This is a genomic window from Opitutaceae bacterium (assembly GCA_015075305.1).
Taxonomy (GTDB): Bacteria; Verrucomicrobiota; Verrucomicrobiia; order Opitutales; family Opitutaceae; genus UBA6669.
In genome coordinates, this window is sequence record JABTUS010000003.1 from 262,643 (window position 1) to 280,336 (window position 17,694).

Annotated in this window: 23 protein-coding genes and 2 pseudogenes; 9 read left to right on the forward strand and 16 right to left on the reverse strand. The window is 61.7% G+C overall.

Features of this window, described 5'->3' with window-relative positions:
• Positions 1-287: 287 nt before the first annotated feature.
• The 6 genes from HS122_07955 (at position 288) to HS122_07980 (ending at position 4,587) form a co-directional block, all read left to right on the forward strand.
• On the forward strand, positions 288-818 hold the full coding sequence (locus HS122_07955) for a carboxypeptidase-like regulatory domain-containing protein (protein MBE7538331.1): 531 nt from the start codon (positions 288-290) through the stop codon (positions 816-818).
• 2 nt (positions 819-820) lie between these two features.
• On the forward strand, positions 821-1,408 hold the full coding sequence (locus HS122_07960; protein MBE7538332.1) for a TonB-dependent receptor: 588 nt from the start codon (positions 821-823) through the stop codon (positions 1,406-1,408).
• 12 nt (positions 1,409-1,420) lie between these two features.
• The gene (locus HS122_07965) at positions 1,421-2,296 is read left to right on the forward strand and encodes a fumarylacetoacetate hydrolase family protein (GenBank protein ID MBE7538333.1); all 876 of its coding nucleotides are present in this window, start codon (positions 1,421-1,423) and stop codon (positions 2,294-2,296) included.
• Positions 2,297-2,365: 69 nt separating this feature from the next.
• A complete protein-coding gene (locus HS122_07970; protein ID MBE7538334.1) occupies positions 2,366-3,658 on the forward strand; it encodes a hypothetical protein in 1,293 nt (430 codons plus the stop codon).
• Between the two features lie 184 nt (positions 3,659-3,842).
• Positions 3,843-4,430 (forward strand): hypothetical protein, encoded by a 588-nt coding sequence (locus HS122_07975; protein ID MBE7538335.1) that lies wholly within the window; start codon positions 3,843-3,845, stop codon positions 4,428-4,430.
• Complete coding sequence (locus tag HS122_07980; GenBank protein MBE7538336.1) at positions 4,405-4,587, forward strand: hypothetical protein; 183 nt, start codon at positions 4,405-4,407, stop codon at positions 4,585-4,587. Before HS122_07975 ends, HS122_07980 begins: the two co-directional genes overlap by 26 nt.
• A gap of 118 nt (positions 4,588-4,705) precedes the next feature.
• Here HS122_07980 and HS122_07985 read toward each other — a convergent pair whose 3' ends face one another.
• Together HS122_07985 and HS122_07990 are read right to left on the reverse strand one after the other, a co-directional pair.
• Complete coding sequence (locus HS122_07985) at positions 4,706-5,026, reverse strand: hypothetical protein (GenBank protein ID MBE7538337.1); 321 nt, start codon at positions 5,024-5,026, stop codon at positions 4,706-4,708.
• Positions 5,023-5,466 (reverse strand): cupin domain-containing protein, encoded by a 444-nt coding sequence (locus tag HS122_07990; protein ID MBE7538338.1) that lies wholly within the window; start codon positions 5,464-5,466, stop codon positions 5,023-5,025. The genes HS122_07985 and HS122_07990 overlap by 4 nt, the downstream gene beginning before the upstream one ends.
• Before the next feature lie 476 nt (positions 5,467-5,942).
• Between HS122_07990 and HS122_07995 the strand changes: the two genes are divergently transcribed.
• Complete coding sequence (locus HS122_07995; GenBank protein ID MBE7538339.1) at positions 5,943-6,131, forward strand: hypothetical protein; 189 nt, start codon at positions 5,943-5,945, stop codon at positions 6,129-6,131.
• A gap of 334 nt (positions 6,132-6,465) precedes the next feature.
• Here HS122_07995 and HS122_08000 read toward each other — a convergent pair whose 3' ends face one another.
• From HS122_08000 to HS122_08045, 10 genes and pseudogenes are all read right to left on the reverse strand, one after another.
• Positions 6,466-7,182: a hypothetical protein gene (locus tag HS122_08000; protein ID MBE7538340.1), complete on the reverse strand. Its 717-nt coding sequence runs from the start codon at positions 7,180-7,182 to the stop codon at positions 6,466-6,468.
• Positions 7,175-7,417 carry a hypothetical protein gene (locus tag HS122_08005; protein MBE7538341.1) on the reverse strand — a complete coding sequence of 81 codons (243 nt, stop codon included), beginning with the start codon at positions 7,415-7,417 and terminating at the stop codon, positions 7,175-7,177. The genes HS122_08000 and HS122_08005 overlap by 8 nt, the downstream gene beginning before the upstream one ends.
• A gap of 20 nt (positions 7,418-7,437) precedes the next feature.
• Positions 7,438-7,749 (reverse strand): annotated as a pseudogene (locus HS122_08010) (hypothetical protein).
• 6 nt (positions 7,750-7,755) lie between these two features.
• Positions 7,756-8,822 (reverse strand): annotated as a pseudogene (gene pdxA / locus HS122_08015) (4-hydroxythreonine-4-phosphate dehydrogenase PdxA).
• Complete coding sequence (locus HS122_08020; GenBank protein MBE7538342.1) at positions 8,779-9,372, reverse strand: dihydrodipicolinate synthase family protein; 594 nt, start codon at positions 9,370-9,372, stop codon at positions 8,779-8,781. Before HS122_08020 ends, pdxA begins: the two are co-directional and overlap by 44 nt.
• 11 nt (positions 9,373-9,383) lie before the next feature.
• Positions 9,384-9,695, reverse strand: coding sequence for a dihydrodipicolinate synthase family protein (locus HS122_08025; GenBank protein ID MBE7538343.1), 312 nt, complete (start codon positions 9,693-9,695; stop codon positions 9,384-9,386).
• 125 nt (positions 9,696-9,820) lie between these two features.
• Positions 9,821-10,720: an iron-containing alcohol dehydrogenase gene (locus tag HS122_08030; protein MBE7538344.1), complete on the reverse strand. Its 900-nt coding sequence runs from the start codon at positions 10,718-10,720 to the stop codon at positions 9,821-9,823.
• Between the two features lie 375 nt (positions 10,721-11,095).
• Entirely contained in the window at positions 11,096-11,476 is a 381-nt protein-coding gene (locus tag HS122_08035) for a sulfatase-like hydrolase/transferase (protein MBE7538345.1), read from the reverse strand.
• Positions 11,413-12,195: a sulfatase-like hydrolase/transferase gene (locus HS122_08040; protein MBE7538346.1), complete on the reverse strand. Its 783-nt coding sequence runs from the start codon at positions 12,193-12,195 to the stop codon at positions 11,413-11,415. Before HS122_08040 ends, HS122_08035 begins: the two co-directional genes overlap by 64 nt.
• A gap of 156 nt (positions 12,196-12,351) precedes the next feature.
• A complete protein-coding gene (locus tag HS122_08045; GenBank protein MBE7538347.1) occupies positions 12,352-13,089 on the reverse strand; it encodes a hypothetical protein in 738 nt (245 codons plus the stop codon).
• Positions 13,090-13,214: 125 nt separating this feature from the next.
• On the opposite strand from HS122_08045, the gene HS122_08050 reads away from it, so the two are divergent.
• Entirely contained in the window at positions 13,215-13,649 is a 435-nt protein-coding gene (locus HS122_08050; protein ID MBE7538348.1) for a hypothetical protein, read from the forward strand.
• Between the two features lie 190 nt (positions 13,650-13,839).
• Here the strand turns inward: HS122_08050 and HS122_08055 are convergent, their stop codons facing one another.
• The 4 genes from HS122_08055 to HS122_08070 are packed head-to-tail and all read right to left on the reverse strand — an operon-like array spanning position 13,840 to position 16,490.
• The gene (locus HS122_08055; GenBank protein MBE7538349.1) at positions 13,840-14,361 is read right to left on the reverse strand and encodes a hypothetical protein; all 522 of its coding nucleotides are present in this window, start codon (positions 14,359-14,361) and stop codon (positions 13,840-13,842) included.
• Positions 14,348-14,812: a hypothetical protein gene (locus HS122_08060; protein MBE7538350.1), complete on the reverse strand. Its 465-nt coding sequence runs from the start codon at positions 14,810-14,812 to the stop codon at positions 14,348-14,350. Before HS122_08060 ends, HS122_08055 begins: the two co-directional genes overlap by 14 nt.
• A gap of 21 nt (positions 14,813-14,833) precedes the next feature.
• Complete coding sequence (locus HS122_08065) at positions 14,834-16,141, reverse strand: right-handed parallel beta-helix repeat-containing protein (protein ID MBE7538351.1); 1,308 nt, start codon at positions 16,139-16,141, stop codon at positions 14,834-14,836.
• The gene (locus tag HS122_08070; GenBank protein MBE7538352.1) at positions 16,083-16,490 is read right to left on the reverse strand and encodes a hypothetical protein; all 408 of its coding nucleotides are present in this window, start codon (positions 16,488-16,490) and stop codon (positions 16,083-16,085) included. The genes HS122_08065 and HS122_08070 overlap by 59 nt, the downstream gene beginning before the upstream one ends.
• 692 nt (positions 16,491-17,182) lie before the next feature.
• On the opposite strand from HS122_08070, the gene HS122_08075 reads away from it, so the two are divergent.
• Positions 17,183-17,641: an arsenate reductase ArsC gene (locus tag HS122_08075; protein MBE7538353.1), complete on the forward strand. Its 459-nt coding sequence runs from the start codon at positions 17,183-17,185 to the stop codon at positions 17,639-17,641.
• Positions 17,642-17,694: the final 53 nt, after the last annotated feature.

The window sequence follows — 17,694 nt, forward strand, 5'->3', positions numbered from 1 at the left end:
TGATGAAATATTATTATTTCATAGAAGTGCCGGCATCGTGAATTCGTGCCCAACCGTGCGCTGTTTTTTCGGCGTAGCGCAATTTCATGAGAGCAACATTTCTCCGTCGCATTCCCTTCCGCGCTGGCACGGGAAAAATCGTCTATTTCAATGCTTGACACGAAGTAGTTTCATCCACGTTTTCACGTCTGATTCAAACCGGTTGGATCGCCAACCACGCCACACCTCCGATCCTGTAGTACCCCGAAAATTTCCAGCCGCACCGCCTGGCGGAATTTTCCGCCACAGTGAGCCTGGTCCAACAACAGCTTATGACGACGCCAGGCATTCCTTCACTGATTCCAGTCCGTGGCTCGCTGGCCATGATTGTTCTTGTTCTGACGGCGGCAAACCTGCGTGCCGGTGACATCACCGGTCGAGTTTCCGATCCGAAGACCGGTAATTACGTCGTCGGCGCATCGATTCTTGATGTCGGGACCAATCGGGAGACGATTTCCGATCGTGAAGGCCGCTATTCGCTTCGCGGATTGCCGGCGGGTCCCACCACGCTGCTGATCGACTCGATCGGCTATGACACCAAGTCAGAGAAAGTGCTGGTGCCGGAGAGCGGCTCAATAGAGCTGAATGTTCTCCTGGGCAGTGAAGTCGTGCAGCTTGGCACATTCACCGTCGAGGGCGCGCGAATGGGGCGTGCGAAGGCGCTGCAGCAGAAGCGCACCGCACTGAAATTCAAGGACATCATTTCCGCGGACGCGGTCGGCAATCTGCCGGACAGAAATGTTGCCGAAGCGCTCTCGCGGGTGGCGGCATCGGTTTGACGATGAATGCGGGTGAAGGCACCTTTGTTTCGATTCGTGGTGTGGAGCCCAACCTGAACAATGTGACGTTCAACGGCACGACTGTCGCTCCTCCGGGCGTGGATGGACGAACCGGCCGTGCCACGGAGCTGGAGGCGCAGATCCCCTTCAGTGCTTTCCTGGGCAAGGGCGTGCTGGCCGGTTTCTCCGTGAATGCCAATGCCACATTCATCAAATCGAAAGTCACCGTGCCGGGACGGGAAAGCGAGGACCTGCCGTTCTTCCAGCAGCCCGACCGCATCTTCAACCTGGCCCTTTCCTACCAGAAGGGTCGGATCACGGCGCGAATCGCATACAACTACCAGACGGAAAGCCTCACCCTCCTCGGCGGGGAAAGCAGTGAAACGGGCAGCGAGGATGAATACCAGGCGGATCGGTATTTCATTGATCTCCAGGCGGGCGTGAAGCTGTCGGAAAGATTCTCAATTTTTGCCAACTGGAAGAACGTGACGAACGAGTATGACGACACCTACATCGGAGAGAGATACCGGCTGCGCCAGTCCTACGATTTCGGCAGCGATTTTCGCGCGGGCATGCGGTATACCTTCTAGTGTTCCCGTCCAATGAAATCGGAGCTGCTGATCGCCGCCGCGCTTGTTGTTGCTCCACTCCTGCATCTTGAGGCAGCCATGTACGCCCGCTTCGAAGATGACGGTGGCGTGAGTCATTTCGCATCCCTCACAGGAGGCACCCTGGATGTCCTCGATGCGGCGCCATGGGCCGGCGGCAAACCCACGGGGGAGAGAGTTGCGATCGAAAAGGTGCGGCTCCTGCCGCCTTCGGCGCCGCGCAATATCATCGGTCTGGCAGGGGCGTATGTCCGCAACGGGATGCGGCCTGCGCGCGATACGATTCGATGGTTCGCGAAATCTCCTTCAGCGGCCGCCGCATCCGGAGAGGACGTGCCGGTTCCCCAGGGACTAGACACGCTCAAGGCCGAGGTGGAATTGGTGGCGATCATCGGACGCCGCTGCCGCAATCTCACGCCTGAGCAGGCGCGCGCCGCGATCTTCGGCTTTTGCACGGGCACGGAGATTTTTGGCTTCGCTCAAGATTTTTATCAGACTCATCGCGAAACTCCCCCGTCCAGCGACACGATGCTCGAAGCCGGCCTCAAGCTGGGTGACAAGATGGCCCCCTTCGGACCCTTAGTACACACCAGTGTTGATTGGCGCGAACTGTCCACAACCTTGCGCGTGATTGCTGCGGACGGAAAGGTCTCGGCGGAATATCACGATTCAACCAAGGGCATGCTCCACACACCAGCGGAAGCTGTCAGCCAGCTCTCGCAGATCATGACACTGGAGCCGGGCGATGTCATTTTCACCGGCTCGACGAAATCGTTCATTGTGCACGCTGGAGATACAGTGGAGACGGAAGTCGCCGGACTTGGGCGTCTGCGCAACCGCATCGTGCCTCCTCCCTCAGGCACGCCATGACGACGGGATTGCGAGACGATGCGAGCTGAGGCATGAGTTTTCTGCCGATGCCGTTGAATTTGATCTGCCATGAAACGACGTGATTTCCTCAAGGCTGCAGTGACGGCGGGTTCCGGTGCCGCCCTTTGCGGCGCGCCCGGTTTTGCCCGCGCCCAGGAGACGCACGATGTCCGCAATCTGCGCATCACGGATCTGAAGACATTCCTGGTTGATGGCGGTGGGGATGAGAACTTTGTTTTCGTCAAGGTCTACACCAATCAGGGCATCACTGGCCTGGGCGAAGGCACGCTCGCGGGCAAGGGGTTGACGGTCGCCACGGCAATCGGCGAACTCAAGCGGCACCTCAAGGGCAGGGATCCCACGGAGATTGAGCGCATCTGGCAGGACGTTTTTCGTGGTCCGCGCTACCGCGGCGGCCCCGTGCTGATGTCGGCGCTCAGCGCTGTGGAGATCGCGTTGTGGGACATCCTGGGCCAGGCCGCGGGACTTCCGATCTGGCGGCTGCTGGGCGGTCGCGCTCGCGACAAAGTGCGCCTGTACTGTCACGAAGGCCACCTGCAGCGCATCAGCCACCGGGAGAAACGCCGTGTCAGCTCTCCCGAAGAAGCCCTTGATCTCTGGGTGAAGCGGAAGAGCGAGGGATGGACCTGCGTCAAGGGCGGTTTCTTTCCGGTGGAGAGCCGCGGCGTTGATTTTCGAAAGGCGATCGAGGAGGGGGTCGCGCAGCTCGCCCAGGTGCGCGCTGCTGTCGGACCGGAGTTTGACATCATCGTGGAGATGCACGCCAAGGCCAGCCCGGTGGCGGCGATCGAGTTCTGCAACCAGGTCGAGCCCTACCGGCCGCTGTGGGTGGAGGAAGCCTCGCAGCTTGAGAGTGAAGTGATCTCCGAGGTGCGGCAGATCCGCTCGCAAACCCGGGTGCCGCTGGGCACGGGCGAACGGCTGTGCACACGGTACGAGTTCGCGCCCTTGTGCACGGAACGCCTGGTGGATGTCATCATGCCCGATGTGGTTCATGTCGGCGGCATATCTGAAATGCGCAAGATCGCGGCGCTCGCCGACACCTTCCGGATCGAAGTGTCCCCCCACAATCCGCAGAGCGAGGTCAGCACGCTTGCGTCGCTTCACGTCTGCGCCTGCACGCCAAACTGCGGGCTTCTGGAAATCGGGAGCGGGCAGGATCCCTTCTGGCGCGACCTCTTTTTTGGCGGGCTTTTCAATTACGAACGCGGCTATGCCGCGCTTCCCGAGAAACCGGGCCTGGGCATCGACCTGGACGAAAAAGTGGCCTCGAAGTACCCGTATCAGGAGAAGGATTTCAAGTCGCTGCGGTTTCCCGATGGCGCGATAACGGACCGTTGAACCCAGTGCGCGATTCCATCGTCAGCCCAACGCTTCACCGAAACCCGGATTCGCCCGCGCGACGCCTGTTGCGCAGGCGGTCCGGGAGCCAGTGACTCCGGACCGCAACTAAATGCGCCCAGTTCTTGATGGACCTCTCCGCCGCGATCGTTGCTTTTCCGCCGGCCTCGCATCCGCCGGCAACATGTCCGTTCCTCTGTTGATCGATGAGGTGGAGGCTCGGACGCAGGTGCGATTGGCCAGGTCCGAGGAGTGGCCGGAATCGCATCCGGTGATCTGGGTGGGCACGGAGAATGAGCTTGCGACGCTGCCTGCAAGCTTCGCCGATTCCGTGCGCGGACTTGCCGTCTCGGGTCGCCCCGAGGGATATCGAGTGAAGGCGTTCAGCGGGGTGCCATCGCCGGCCCTCCTGGTGATTGGGCATGATGGCCGCGGCGCACAGTTCGGCGCCGGGCAGTTGCTGCGCCGATTGCACATGCGGCCCGGATGCATTGCCGTGGCGGATGACTTGGACATCACGGCGGCGCCTCAACTCAAGTTGCGTGGTCACCAACTGGGGTATCGATTCACACCCAATTCCTACGACGCGTGGGATCTGGATCGCTGGGAACAGTATTATCGGGACCTGATCGTGTTTGGCGCCAATGCGGTGGAGCTGATTCCGCCTTTTCTTTCGGGAAATCCCGGACTCCGCCACCGGCCAGTGCCTTTGTTTTCCGCGACCGGAGATGGAGATGAATGCGGCGATGTCGGCGCTTGCCGACAAATATGATCTCGACGTGTGGCTGTGGTACCCTGCGTTGGCGGGCGACTACAGCGACGAAAACATCGTGCGGAAGGACCTTGCCCAGGCGGAGGAAGTGTTTCGCAAGTTTCACCGGATAGACGAGGTCTTCGTGCCAGGCGGAGAACCGACGATTCACATCTGATCAGATTCGGCGAGTGGCCTGCCTGACGCCGGACCGCTTTCTGTAATCAAGGACCATGCACGGTTCGAGCGAAGCGTGTGGTCGGACTTGCCTGGGCTGAACACCCGGAACCGGCTCATCAACGCTTGATGATCGAGCCGAACGAAACCAGTTGAAGTCCCGCCGGGCCTGCGACGAATCCGGCCGCCTGGCCTGCCGGCACAAACAACGTGTTCCACTTTCGAACCTGGGCGGTTTCGTCCTTGATGCTGACCGTGCCATTACCGCCGACGATGAACAGGACTTGTTCTTTGTTCGAATCAATGCCGAGGTTGACTGAAGCGTTTGGAGCGAGCCGCCACGCCAGGGCTTCACACCGCTCGCTTTCGTCACGATTGATCAGAATGGTTGCGGAGGCATTCTCCCGTTTGGGAAAGGCGGCGTGTTTGCACGGTTTCACCGAGGCGGTCGCCAGAGTATTGCCAGCGCTCTGCTGCGCAGCCTGCGCGCGGCGCGTTTCGCGCACCTTGTCGATGTGCTCGGCAAACGACGCGTGGCCTTCCTTGTCGGCGTCGAGAAAGGCGTTGAAGAGAAAATACCGAGTCCCATCACGGGATCGCGACTGATGGTCTGGTGGACCATGCCCGCGGGCACGTAAAAGAAATCGCCCGCTGCCGCCTGGAATGTCCGACCGCCAATGTGCACTTCACCATGGCCGTCGAGGACCAGGAAGTTCTGCTCCTTGCGCTCATGCACGTGGGGCGGGCCATCCAATCCGGGAGTCCAGGCGTTTATCGCAACCTCCGTGAGTGCGGTTTCAGAACGGTCGATCAACACGGTGATTTCATTGAGACCGGCAACATCCAGCTTCTGGCCTTCCTGCGGGTGGCGGATGATCATGAGGCCGAAGAGTCAGGTGAAGGGATATTGTGAAATCAATAATGAAATAACGTGAAAATAAGAATCACCCTCGCCGTCCGCGCTTTGGGATGGAATTGTGCATCGAAGTTTATTTCCAAAGGAAAATTCAGTTCAGCGAAGCGCCTTGCGCCTCATGGGTCTCGAGGCTGAACTTGAGTTAATTTTCACATGAATCAACACCATCATTCACCAAAGCAGGCGTGGTCGCTGCTGCTCGTGAGTTTGCTTTTTGCGGTCTGCGCCCTGCCGGCTAAAGCGACACGGCTCGTGATTCTGCACACCAATGACGTGCACGATCATGTCCGTCCCGGATACGATGGCGCTGGCGGTTTGCCGTATGTGTCAGGCTACATCAGACAGGTGCGTGCGGTGGAACCGGCCGTGCGCTGGAGCGGGAGGCGTACCGGCTGCGGACGCGCTGCGGCGCGCCGCCGGTTCGGATCTTGGATTCTGCCATGTTGGCAACATCATCCGCAGCCCCTGCCTTCGGGACCCGTGGACGTGATGCGTTGTTCGTCGCCGGGGGCCAGCGCGGCGACAAGACCGTGCTCGTTGCCCTGACCGGCGCGCAGATCAAGGCCTATGTGACCCTGCTTGGCGGCGGAGAGAAGTACAACCAGACGACTGGTCCGGCATGCGCGTGATGCACGGCGCTGATGGAACGAAGGACCCGCTGACCACATCCCCTGGACGACAACCGCAAGTACAGCGTGATCATGCCTGAACTCGAATGGAGCTCCCGCTTCGTCAAGATGTCGGACCTCGCCCGCAAAAACGCGCCAGGCAGCCCGCTCGCCGGACCGCTGCCGGAGCCGCGGCCGTCGTCCGTGGAAATGACGCTTGCTCTGCGCACTCGCGCGCTGGAGCTGACGCAATCCGCGCGCAGTCTGGGCGCGAGGCGCGCGCCTTCGCGGACGCGGGCACGGATGTTCCTGACGACCCGCTGTGGTGGCGTTAACCCCATGCAGGTGGATGGAATCAGACTGCTTCCGCAGCCGGAAAGCTGTCACGCGACGGGTATGAAAGGCTGTTGCTCCGCATGAGCGACACGATGCGATGCAGCAGGTCCGGATCTCCGTATCCGCCGGGTTTCGTTACCAGCGTTGCATCGGCGCCTGTGCCGCGGAGGACGGAAAGGACACAGGCATTTTCAAGCGCGCCGAGGATCTCCAGTCTATCACCGCCGAACGCCTGACAGGCTGTCCATGCGGTTTCGCCTCCCGTGAGAAAACAGGTGATCCCGGGTTGCGGGCCGAGCGCACGCAGGGTTTCTCCGACGGCGCGGAGAATCTCTGATGGCGGGGCGGTGTCCGTCGCAAATCGCATCACTGCGGCGCGGGTGACCTTCAGGCTTTCGGCGAGGGCGTGCACTGTGGCGGATGCTGAAAATGTGTCCGTTGAAACTGTGACAATCGGAATGCTTCGACGGGCGGCCAGTTGGTCGATCTGCCGATGACTCGCCGGATGGCGGCTGCCGCAGACGACGAGGAGTGAATTTCCCTTCGGCAGCGAAACCGACGGGGCGGCTGGAAGGGCGTCCAGGCGTGCCAGCGCAGCACCCAGGCCGTTGGCCCCGATGGGAACCGCGGCGGGGCAGTGGCTTCGAATGGCGGCGGCCAGGCGGTCCAGTCTTGATCCGTTTCCGCATCCGCAATCACCAGGTGCGGACCACGAGCCGCATGGTGCGTCAGGAATCGGCCGACCGCCTTCTCATCGCGAAGCAGCGCATGCGGCAGGTGCGCCTGCGGCAGGGGACGCTCTTGAGCAGCGTTGCCACGCTGCTGGTCGTGGCCGGCCAGGCGGGATCATTGCGAAACTCGGTTTCATTGAGTCGCACGCCATGCACCAGGAGTTCGCCGTCGCGAACAATGCGACGCGCCGCGGGATTGGCTGGCAGAAAACAATCAATGGCGGCGACAGGCTCTCGCACACGGCGATCACCTCCGCCGACAGCGGTCCGCGCAGAGTCGAATCGATCTTCTTGAAAAGCAGCGTGCTTCCCGCCGCTTTCCGGCTCAGCAGGTGGCGGCTGACGATCGATGCGGCATCACGCGGCGACGCGTTGCGGGTTTCAGTGGAAATGACCTCAAGGTCTTGGGAGGACACGGAGCGACCGAGCGGAACGCTGACACTTCTTCCGGCCTGTCGAAACGATGCGCCGACTTCCAGCGCTCCGCTCAAATCGTCGGCGAGTATATATCCCTTGGTCACTCGTGAAAGATCACTCTCCGGCTTGTTCGGAGGACAGTGTGCCAACTCGATGTGAAGTCACGTAGTGGCGAAGGTTCCGGTAGATCCGGTTCCGACGTCGCGAAGCGCCGAACCGGTTGAGGCGAGGCGGTTGCGCGCGATTGTGGCTGCGAGCAGCAGCGCCTGCACGAGGGAGCGCGGGTCTCCGCGTCCCGTGCCGGCATTCTCGAAATCGGTTCCATGTTCGACCGATGTGCGGATAAGGGGGAGACCGAGCGTGACGTTCACCCCCTGCCAGATTCCAAGCATCTTGGCTGCGACATGCCCCTGGTCGTGATACATCGCGATGGCGCAGTCGAACTGACCCTGCAGCGTGCGGAAAAAGAGGGTGTCGCCGGCATACGGTCCGCTTACCCGGAAGCCGAGGGCGCTCGCCTGCTCGATGGCGGGCGTGATGAATTTAATTTCCTCATCGCCAAAGATGCCGCCTTCGCCGGCATGCGGATTGAGTCCGGCGACCGCGATGCGGGGCTCCGCAATCCCAAGCTCCCTTACTCCCGCGTGCGCAATGCTGATCACCGAAACGATGCGTTCGGGGCGGACGCGTTCAATCGCTTCTCGCAGGGAGACATGCGTGCTGACATGGCAGACGCGCAGATTCCCAGCCACCAGCATCATCGTCACCTGAGGCTTTCCGCAAAGGTCCGCCAGCAGTTCCGTGTGTCCGTCAAAATGATGCCCCGCCGCATGAAGCGCCGCCTTGTTTATGGCTGAGGTGACGACGGCATGCGCCTTCCAGCGAGCGTGAACTCCACGGCGCGCTCGATGCATTCGTACGCGGCCTGGCCGCACGTGGGGTCGATCCGGCCGCGCACGAGCGTTTTCTCATCGATGTTGGCGAGGTCGACAACATCGATGAAACTCGGATCATCGCCGGCGAATTCAGGTGATGACACGCGGCGCACCGTTGCGGAGCTCCCCGTGATTTCTGCAGCCGCGCGCAGCGTGCCGGCGTCTCCGATCACAACCGGCCGGCAGACGGCGCGCACCTCCGGGAGTGGAAGGGCTCTTGTCAGAAGCTCCGGTCCTGTGCCAGCGGCGTCACCCAGGGTGACTGCGAGGATCGGCTTGGCGACTCTGCTCATGCCAGGTTCGCGATCTGCTGGAGTTGTCGCCGCAGTTCATCGACCTCCGCATCGCCGGCCGCGAGCAGCGGGGAAGCATGGCACGTGTGCACAACCCGTGTATTTCCATGATCGCCTTGAGCGCTGCAAGGAGCTGGGAGATGGTTCGGCCCTTCTGGTACGTGGCGTTGATGGTGTCCACGCGATGCTGCGCGGCGTCCGCTGCCGCGGAGTCGCCCGAACTCAATGCGTCCATCAGCAGACGCAATGCGCGCGGCGCAAAGTTTCCGGCGCCGGGGACGCAGCCATCCGCGCCCGCGCGCATGCTGCGGCTGGTGAAGGCGATCGACCCGCAGAACACGGCGAAATCGGGATGTCCGGCGAATTGCCGGCTCAACTGTTCGAGACGCGCGCCGTCGGGTTCCGAATCCTTGATCCCGGCGATCAGAGGATGCTGGGAGAGCCGTTCGACGACGTCGAGCGGCAGGCTCTGTTTGGTGGTCTGTGGAATGTTGTACAGGTACAACGGGCCGCCGACCGCGTCCGCGAGGTTCTTGAAATACCGCTCCATCATTTCCGGAGTCAGCGGATAGTAGGAGGAAGGTTGCCGACCACCGCATGGACGCCGAATCGGAGGAATTCGCGCCCGAGTTCGACCGAATGGGAGAAGCTCGTGTCACCAATTCCGCCAAAGAGGAGCAGGCGCCCCCTGGCGGCGTCGCTCGCGAGGGCCATGAGCCGGCAGCGCATGCGCACCGACATGGAGGCAAACTCACCCGTTGTGCCGGCCACCATGACGCCCTGGCAGCCTCCGGCCACGATGTGGTCCGGGATGCGGCGGAGCGCCGGCTCGTCGATTTCGCCCGCGCTCGTGAACGGAGTCAGGAGCGGCACGATGGCGAGCCCTCTCAGCTGCGTCCTTTGAGACCATGAGTCGTGAGTCTTTTCATGAAGCGTTCAGTAGGCTGCGCGATAGATGCTTTCGGCGTCGGCAATGGAAAGTTCCCGGGGGTTGTTTTTCAAGAGCCGGTGACTTTCATCGCCTCGGAGGCGAGGCGCGGCAGATCGTGCTCCGGTATGCCCACATCGCGGAGCCTGAGCGGTATGCCGCAGGCGGCGGCGAGCGCCACCAGGCGTCGCAGACCGGATTCTGCGGTGGCCATTGGCGTTGATTCAGGCGCACACCCGAGCGCCAGTGCAATCTGTGCGTAGCGCTCCGGCATGGCGGGAAGGTTGAAGCGGAAGACGTGCGGCATCAGAAGCGAATTGGCGACGCCGTGTGCGATGCGATACTCGCCGCCTAGCGGATACGAAAGGGCGTGAACCGCTGCGGTGTTGACCGGAGCCAGGCACAGGCCGCCATAAAGCGCACCGAGCATCACCTGCGTGCGCACCGCGGGATTCAAACCATCACTGACGGCGGCCTCAATGTTTGCGCCGATGTTGCGGATGCCTTCCAGCGCGTACACATCGACAGCAGGGTGGGAGAAATTGTTCGCATAGGCCTCCATGCAATGAACCAGGGCGTCGATGCCGGTCGCAGCCGTGACAGCGGGCGGCATCGAAAGCGTCAATTCCGGATCGCAGATCGCCACATCGGGCACGAGGTGCGGACTGACGACACCCTTCTTCAGGCGCTCCGATTCATCGAGCAGAATGGCCGCGGCCGAAACTTCCGCGCCGGTGCCCGCCGTGGTGGGAATGCAGGCGAGGCCTCGCGAACGTCGCTTGAGCAACCCGACGCCGAAGACCTCTTGCACAGCCTGGGCCCCATCGTAGAGCGCGGCAACCAGTTTGGAAACGTCCAGCGCGCTGCCGCCGCCGATGCCGACAATTGCGTCGGCCCTGAAATCACGCGCCAGCGCGATCACCCGCTCGAAGAGTGCGATCTCGGCTCCCGGTCGACTCCAGTGAAGCATTCGACTGTCGCTCCGCGCGCCCTCCGGGATGAAAACAGCGACTGCCGGGTGGCTGCGATCGTTGGGCTGGTGACGACAAACAGGCGGTTCCAGCCGGCGAGACCGAACTCGTCCGGGCCTTGCCCGACGCATCCGGGGCCAAAAAGAACCCGTCTGGGCTGCTGAAGTGTGACGCTTCTCATTTCGAATAAGGATTGCCGGGATCCCCGGGAGGCGGGAGTGCCTCCGATGCACCGAGCGATGGATCGTAGTCGGGATTCAGGCACATCTCCTGTGCGCCGACATCGTGCCGCCAGCCGCGAAGGCGTTCGGCGAGTTTCGCGCACACCTCCGGCTTATTCGCCGCCAGGTTTGTCTGCTCCGACGGATCGTGCCTCAAGTCGTACAGCTCATAGGGCGGGCGACCAGGAACCCCGCCGATTGTCTGCTCGAACCATTCGATGATCTTGAAATCCCCGATCCTCGCGGCGCCGCATGGAGCGAGGCCAAGGTGGTGGTAGTGGGAAAATGCCATGCAAGAATGGGATGGGCGGGCACTGGCGCGGCATTGCGAACCAGCGCTGATTGCAGGCTCCGGCCATCCAGGTCTTTGGGGATCTTCTCGAAGGCAAAATCCAGCAGCGTGGGAAACAGATCGGTTCCCAAGACTGGTTCGGCGTGGGTCGAGGCGGGCACAATGCCGGGCATTGAAATTATGAACGGCACCCGGATGCCCGCCTCGTAGAGGTCCGCCTTGCCCCCCTGAGCGGCTTGCAGTCATCGCTGCGGCCGAACGCGCCGTGGTCCGCGGTGAATACGACGAGGGTGTTCCGCTCCAAGTCATGTGCACGCATGCCATCCATCAGCCTCCCGATGCTTTGATCGAGCTCCTCGACCATGGCGCCGAGCACCGGACGCTGATGGTCCAGATTCGAACCGGGTTTGATCATGTACTTTCCTGTCAGAGACGCCGGGCCCAGTTCGGGACGATGCAGGCTGTTGTGGGCGAGCACGCAAAAAAAGGGCTTGGAGCGCTCGCGCGTCACGAAGTCGATCGCTGCATCCGTGAGCCGTCGCACATGATGCGGATCCGCCTCCGGGTCGGCGCCGGGCTCGGGCTTGCGGGTGACAAGCACTTCGTCGAAGCCCTGCGATTCGGGATCCGTGGGACGATTCGGCTGGTAGTTGTAATCCCGCGCGAGGTGCCACTTTCCAAAATGCCCGGTCGCGTATCCAGCGGCGCGCAGGGCGTCTCCCAGGGTGACAGCCTCAACGGGGAGAAATCGCTGCCAGTCCGGTGTCTGGAGCCGGGGATTCTTCGGAACAGTCCCGGGAATGTAGTTCGTCAGATGCAGCCGTGCCGGGTGGAGCCCGGTGTACAGCGCGGCGCGTGCGGGTGAGCAGACCGGACTCGCACTGTAGGCTGGGTGAAGCGCGCGCCTCCGGCGGCGAGTCTGTCGAGATGCGGAGTTTCGTAGTAGCGACTGCCATAGCATCCGAGTTGGTGCACGCCCATGTCATCGGCGATGACGAGGAGGATGTTGGGCCGCCGGGTCATGTGGACGCAGCGCCCTGCCCGCGCCACGGAACGCTCCGGTACGTCAGGCGATCGACGTCGTCGGGAATGTAGCCGCCCAGAAACCTGCTCGCCATCAAGCCCGTTCCGAAAAGCACGAGGTGGCCAAGCACGCCGATGAGCAGCGGATTGAGCGGAAAATTGAAGCGCCCGAGATCGATGATCCGCGTCCTGGCTCGGTGAGAATCGCCCAGGTCGTGTATGCCAGGCAGACTCCGATGCCGACATAACACCCGCGACGCGTTGCGGTGCGACTGAAGAATCCAAGGCAGAACAGTCCCAGCGTGCCGCCGGCGAGAATGGAACCGACAGTGACGACCCGCTCCATCAATGGCGCGGAATCCTTCGTCGGAAGCAGCAGCCACGCCACCAGCATGGTGAGCGCGCCTCCAAGAGTCACCATCGCACGACCACAAAGAACCTGCGTCCTGTCCGATGCGCCTGGGCGAAAGAAACAGAAGTAGTCGCGGGTCAGAACCGTGGCGACACTTGAGAGATCAGCGCTCACGCTGGACATGGCTGCGGCGAGAATCGCCGCGACCACGAGTCCGAGCAGTCCGACCGGCATGAAGTTGGCCAGAAAGTAGGGCATCACGCTGTCGCCCAGCGCCGGCGGCGGAATCTTCCCGAGGGTGAAAAAACCGTTGAGACAGGCTCCGGCAAACATGAAGAGGGCGAAAATCGGAAGACACAGGAGGGCGCTGACAAACGCCGCGCGGCTGGCTGAACGATCGTCCCTGGCCACGAGGTAGCGCTGGACGATGTGCTGGTCGGTCGAGTAGCGGCGCGTCCACTGAACGGCGTAGGCCAGCATGAAGAGCCACATCGTGGTGTTGTGCGTGCTGAACAGCATGTCCCAGGTGAAGCCTTCCACGCCAAGGCTGAGTTTGCCCTGTCGCCAGGTCTCACCCACAACTGCAAAGGGCGCTCCCGCTTCCGGTGCAAAAGCAGGCGGAGCAGGATGAAGATGCCGCCGACGATCAGGACGACGCCTTGAACAACATCCGTCCAGACGACTGCGGTGACGCCGCCGAGCATGGTGTAGACTATCGTGAAGATTCCCACGCCGAAAATGACCGGTCGGAGGTTCCATCCGGTCAGAACGTTCAGCGCGATCGCCGTCGTGATGAGCGTGACGCCGAGATCAAAGATGCGGTCGGCGAGAAATCCGAAGGACGTGTAGAATTTTCCACCGAGTCCGAAGCGCTGTCCGATGTACTCGTACGCGCTCATACGCACAACGCGGCGGTAGAAGGGAACGACAATCCGCGACACCACCAGCAGCACGATGGGCACGGTCATGTGGGGGATGAGAAGGATGAGTCCCTTCTGGTAGGACGTGCCCGGATGGCCGACGATTGTGCCCCGTGCTGATGATCGTGGCCATGATGGTGAAGGCCACCGCCCACATCGGTATGCTTCTGCCGGCGACGAAGTATTTTTCCGCGGTTTTCTGTCCGCGCGATACATGAATCCCGATCGCGGCGATCAGGACAAAGTAGAGCGCAATGACGACAAGGTCGAGAGGGGCGAGGTTCATGAGTCGGCGGGATTGGCTGCGGCGCTACCAGGGCATGACGCGATTTGTGTGCTTCCGACCAATCTCGGCGACCTCCTTTTCGCCGCCAGCGATGATCGTAATTCCCGCGGCAAGCTGCGCCAGGACGTCCTCCGTGCGCGCGTTGTCGAGGATGTGAAGCCCGCTGGACTTGCCGGCGGCGATGACCCGCTCCGCCGCAGCCTTCAGCTCCGGCGGCTGAATGACTCCGGGTTTGCGCCCGTAGTCGAAGGCCACGTCCAGATGCCCGCTGGCATAGCTCGTGTCGCGCGGCCCCCATTCCGCGAAGCTGATTCCCGGCACGCGTGCAATTTTTTCCGTCAGGGCGAGACCCTGCCTGTCCTCGATTTTCACCCCGAGCATGATCTCGCCCTTGGGATTGAGCGGCCAGACGTCAGCCACCGCATAATAGTCGCGGGGCGAAACACCCCAGATTCGCGATGCGTATTCGTGGGTGCCGAACATGCGCAGCCCCGCCTCCAACTTCCCCCGCCCGACCCCTTCGCGATGGATCTCATAGCGCCGCACGCACAAACATGGCGACCGCCTCGGGATTTCGCGCGTGACAAAGATGCAGACCATGGACGCCGGCCGCGAGCGCCTGCTGGAACATCCAGTGGTTGCTCTTCACTGTCTCGACATCGAGTCCATAGACGGGAAGCGTGACAAATACAGCCGGTGTGCGGTGGCCGCTCGGGGTGGGGCCGCCATCGACGAGGCCGCGCATGAACTCGCGCAACTGCGTGAAATCCATGGCGGCGCCCTCCATGTCATACATGAGCAGATCCGCCCAGGTTCCTGCCGCGGCCTTGCCCTCCGTGTAGCCGCCCCGCCCGTAGCTGTAGTAGACCGGCTGTCCTGCTTCGAGGAGCTCGATGACTTTGTTGATTCGTTTTGGACCGGCGTAGGTGGCGGCGGCGGCCGCGGACAGGCTGAACACCGCGCAAACCGCCAGCAGGCAAGCAAGAGGCAGCTTCATGATGAAGGTCGGGATGGAGGGCTATTGAAAGCGTGCACCGAGGCCGGCGGGACTGCCGGGCTTCGGTGTGAATGTGCGCAGAATTTCGAAGAATTTCGGCGCCTTGGTGACGGCGTCGAGCCGTCCCCAGACGACGATCCTGGTGCCGGATGCACTGGCAATCACGCGCCACTGGCCGCCCGTGGCGGAATCGCTCATGCGCACCGCGCGGCCGGCGTAGTCGGAAGCTTCCAGCGGCTCTTCCGTCCGCACGGTGGTGGTGCAGGTGTTGGGATCGAAATGCAGGTCGAGCAGACGGCCCCGCACGCCATCGTCGAGGAAGACATCCCGGACCGGCTGGCGCTTTTCTCCCGGAGTGCCCTCGGGCGCCATGTTGCCGGAGATGGTGACGCGCTTGGATTCGACGGCCGCAGGAGCCTCCTTGAAGATGTTTCCCTCGATGCGGCTCGGGCCGAGCGTGGGCTTGTCCTCCAGGAACCGCCAGTCCTGCCAGATCGTGTTGTGTTCAGCCACGATCTCGGAACGTTGCAGGTAGAAACCGCCTGCGTTTTCGGCGACGAGATTGTTGGTGAACCGGGCGCGCGTTTCCATGGTCACCCGCATGGCTCCGGAATTCCGACTCGAGTTGGTGTTCCCGACAATAGTGTTTCCGTCGACGATGATATCAAAGGCCTGCGCGGGCGGGTAGGCATCGAGCGGGGCGTCGTAACGGTGTTCCTGTCCCCCCAGAAAAAGCCCGCCGGCATCATCGCCCGCCTCGTTCGCCACGAAGACATTGCCGGCAAGCCGCGGTGAGGACCAAAGGGCGACAAAGACGCCGCCCGCATCGTTTCGCGTGAGCGCTTGGTTCGCGACAATCACGCTGTCGCGCAGTTCGCCGCGGCTCCAGTCGAAGAAGGACACTGCGCCGCCGTCGGAGCTCCGCATGGGATCATGCAGTCCCGAATGATTGTTGGCGAAGACGCAGCCGATGATCCGCGGGGCCGCGGCGCGATCCGCGGCCACTGCGCCGCCGCGGCCGCATTCGGTCGTGTTGTCGTAGAAGAGGCAGCGTTCGATCCGGGCGTGGGAGCCGTTGAGAAGCATGATGGCGCCGCCGTCGTTGGCGGTTTCATGAAGCAGCGGCGGATCCCAGGGCACCGGTGCGAGAGTGCGGTTGTTGATGAAAATGCAGTTGGCAATGTCCGGGGATGTTCCGTCGCACAGCAGAGCCGCGCCCTTGCCGCGCACGCGGGCATTGACGAAATAGAATCCGTCGACACGGGCGTCGTCAGCTCCGAAAGCGATGCGACCGCGCTCCTGTCCGTCCAGGATTGTCCGATGGCGCATGACGTCGCGTTCGCCGCCCTGTCCGACTGAAGCCGCCAAAAAGATCGACCCGCGCCTTCAGGACAAACGTCGGCTGGCTGTAGCTGCCGGCTGACACAAGCAGCGCGACGCGTTTGCCGGCGGCCGGGACACCTGCGGCTTCGAGCGCCGTGATGATGGACGCGAAGGGCTTCGCGACGGAACCGTCTCCCTTGACGTCGTCACCGGTCGCCTGATCGACGTAGCAGACCGTTGAATACTTTTCGATGTGCGCCGATTCGGAGGAGTCGATTCCCGCGCGCACGCGTGCGTGCACCGCCGGCAGGCACGCCAGGAGAATGCCTGATGCCGCGAAAGAATGGAGGGTCAAGGTTGGGCTGTGCATGGACAGTGGGAACGCTCAAGGCGCCAGTGGCCTGGAGGGTGAAGTGACTTGAGGGGCATGTTGCATCGCCTGACGCCTGATGGCTCTGCGAAAGGCATTGTGGTCAAGGATCGACGGAGTCCGTGAAGCGACGCGGCATCCGATGGCCTCTCCCAGCAGATCGATCGTTCTCTGCGAACTCCGCCGCCGGTTCTGCGGCGCCTGTTGATTTGAGCGCAATGTCCACAATCCAATCAGTACCCGCCCCAACAGCGAACACGGTAGTCTTGCCTGTACCTGTCGTATGGGGAAGCATCACTTTCGACGAGTGATGAAATTGAGCTGTTAGATCAAGTATAAAACATGAAATAGTAATCGAATTCGAATGTTTCACAAGGCTGGATCAATCCACGGGGTCGACTTCGAGTGCTTCGATGATCGATTGGGGCTGTTCTCTCGATAATCCAGCTTCAGCGAGGCATTCATGTCTCGATGGTGATCGCATGGCTCGCCTCGCTTAATTTCCGTTATTTCAACAAAAAATGTAATGTATCGATTTAAGTTCGTGGGAAAGCTTCGATATTCATTTCATTGACTGCATATGGGCTGCGTTCGAGACATGCACCATCGGCTGCCATTGGGTGAGAATTCCCATGTCGCAGGCGGCCCCCGGGCGCTTGCAGGATGTTGTCAAACTCATGTGCGATTCCAAACCAACCGTTCTCATACTTTGCACCGGGAATTCCTGCCGCAGCCAGATGGCCGAGGGTGTTCTGCGGACCGCTGCCGGAGACTTCCTCAATGTTGTCAGCGCCGGATCCAAACCTGCGGGCTTTGTGCATCCCCTTGCCTTCAAAGTGATGCAGGAAATTCAAATCGATATTTCCCATCATGTTTCGAAGGACATGCGCCTGTTTGTGTCGAAAGGGGTGGAAACCGTCATCACCGTATGCGATTCCGCCGGACAATCGTGTCCGCATTTTTCAGGGAAGGTGAACCGCCACCATTGGCCGTTCGAGGACCCGGCTCTTGCGAAGGGCGGTGACGAGGAGGTTCTGGCTCAATTCCGGCGCATACGTGATGAAATCCGACGCGCGTTTCTGGCGTATGCTGATGGCCGGCGCGATCAGATGAGGCTTAGGGACTCGCGATCCTGACTCCGTCGTGTTGCGGCGGAGTCATTGGACGGCCAGATTCTTTGCATCCTTTC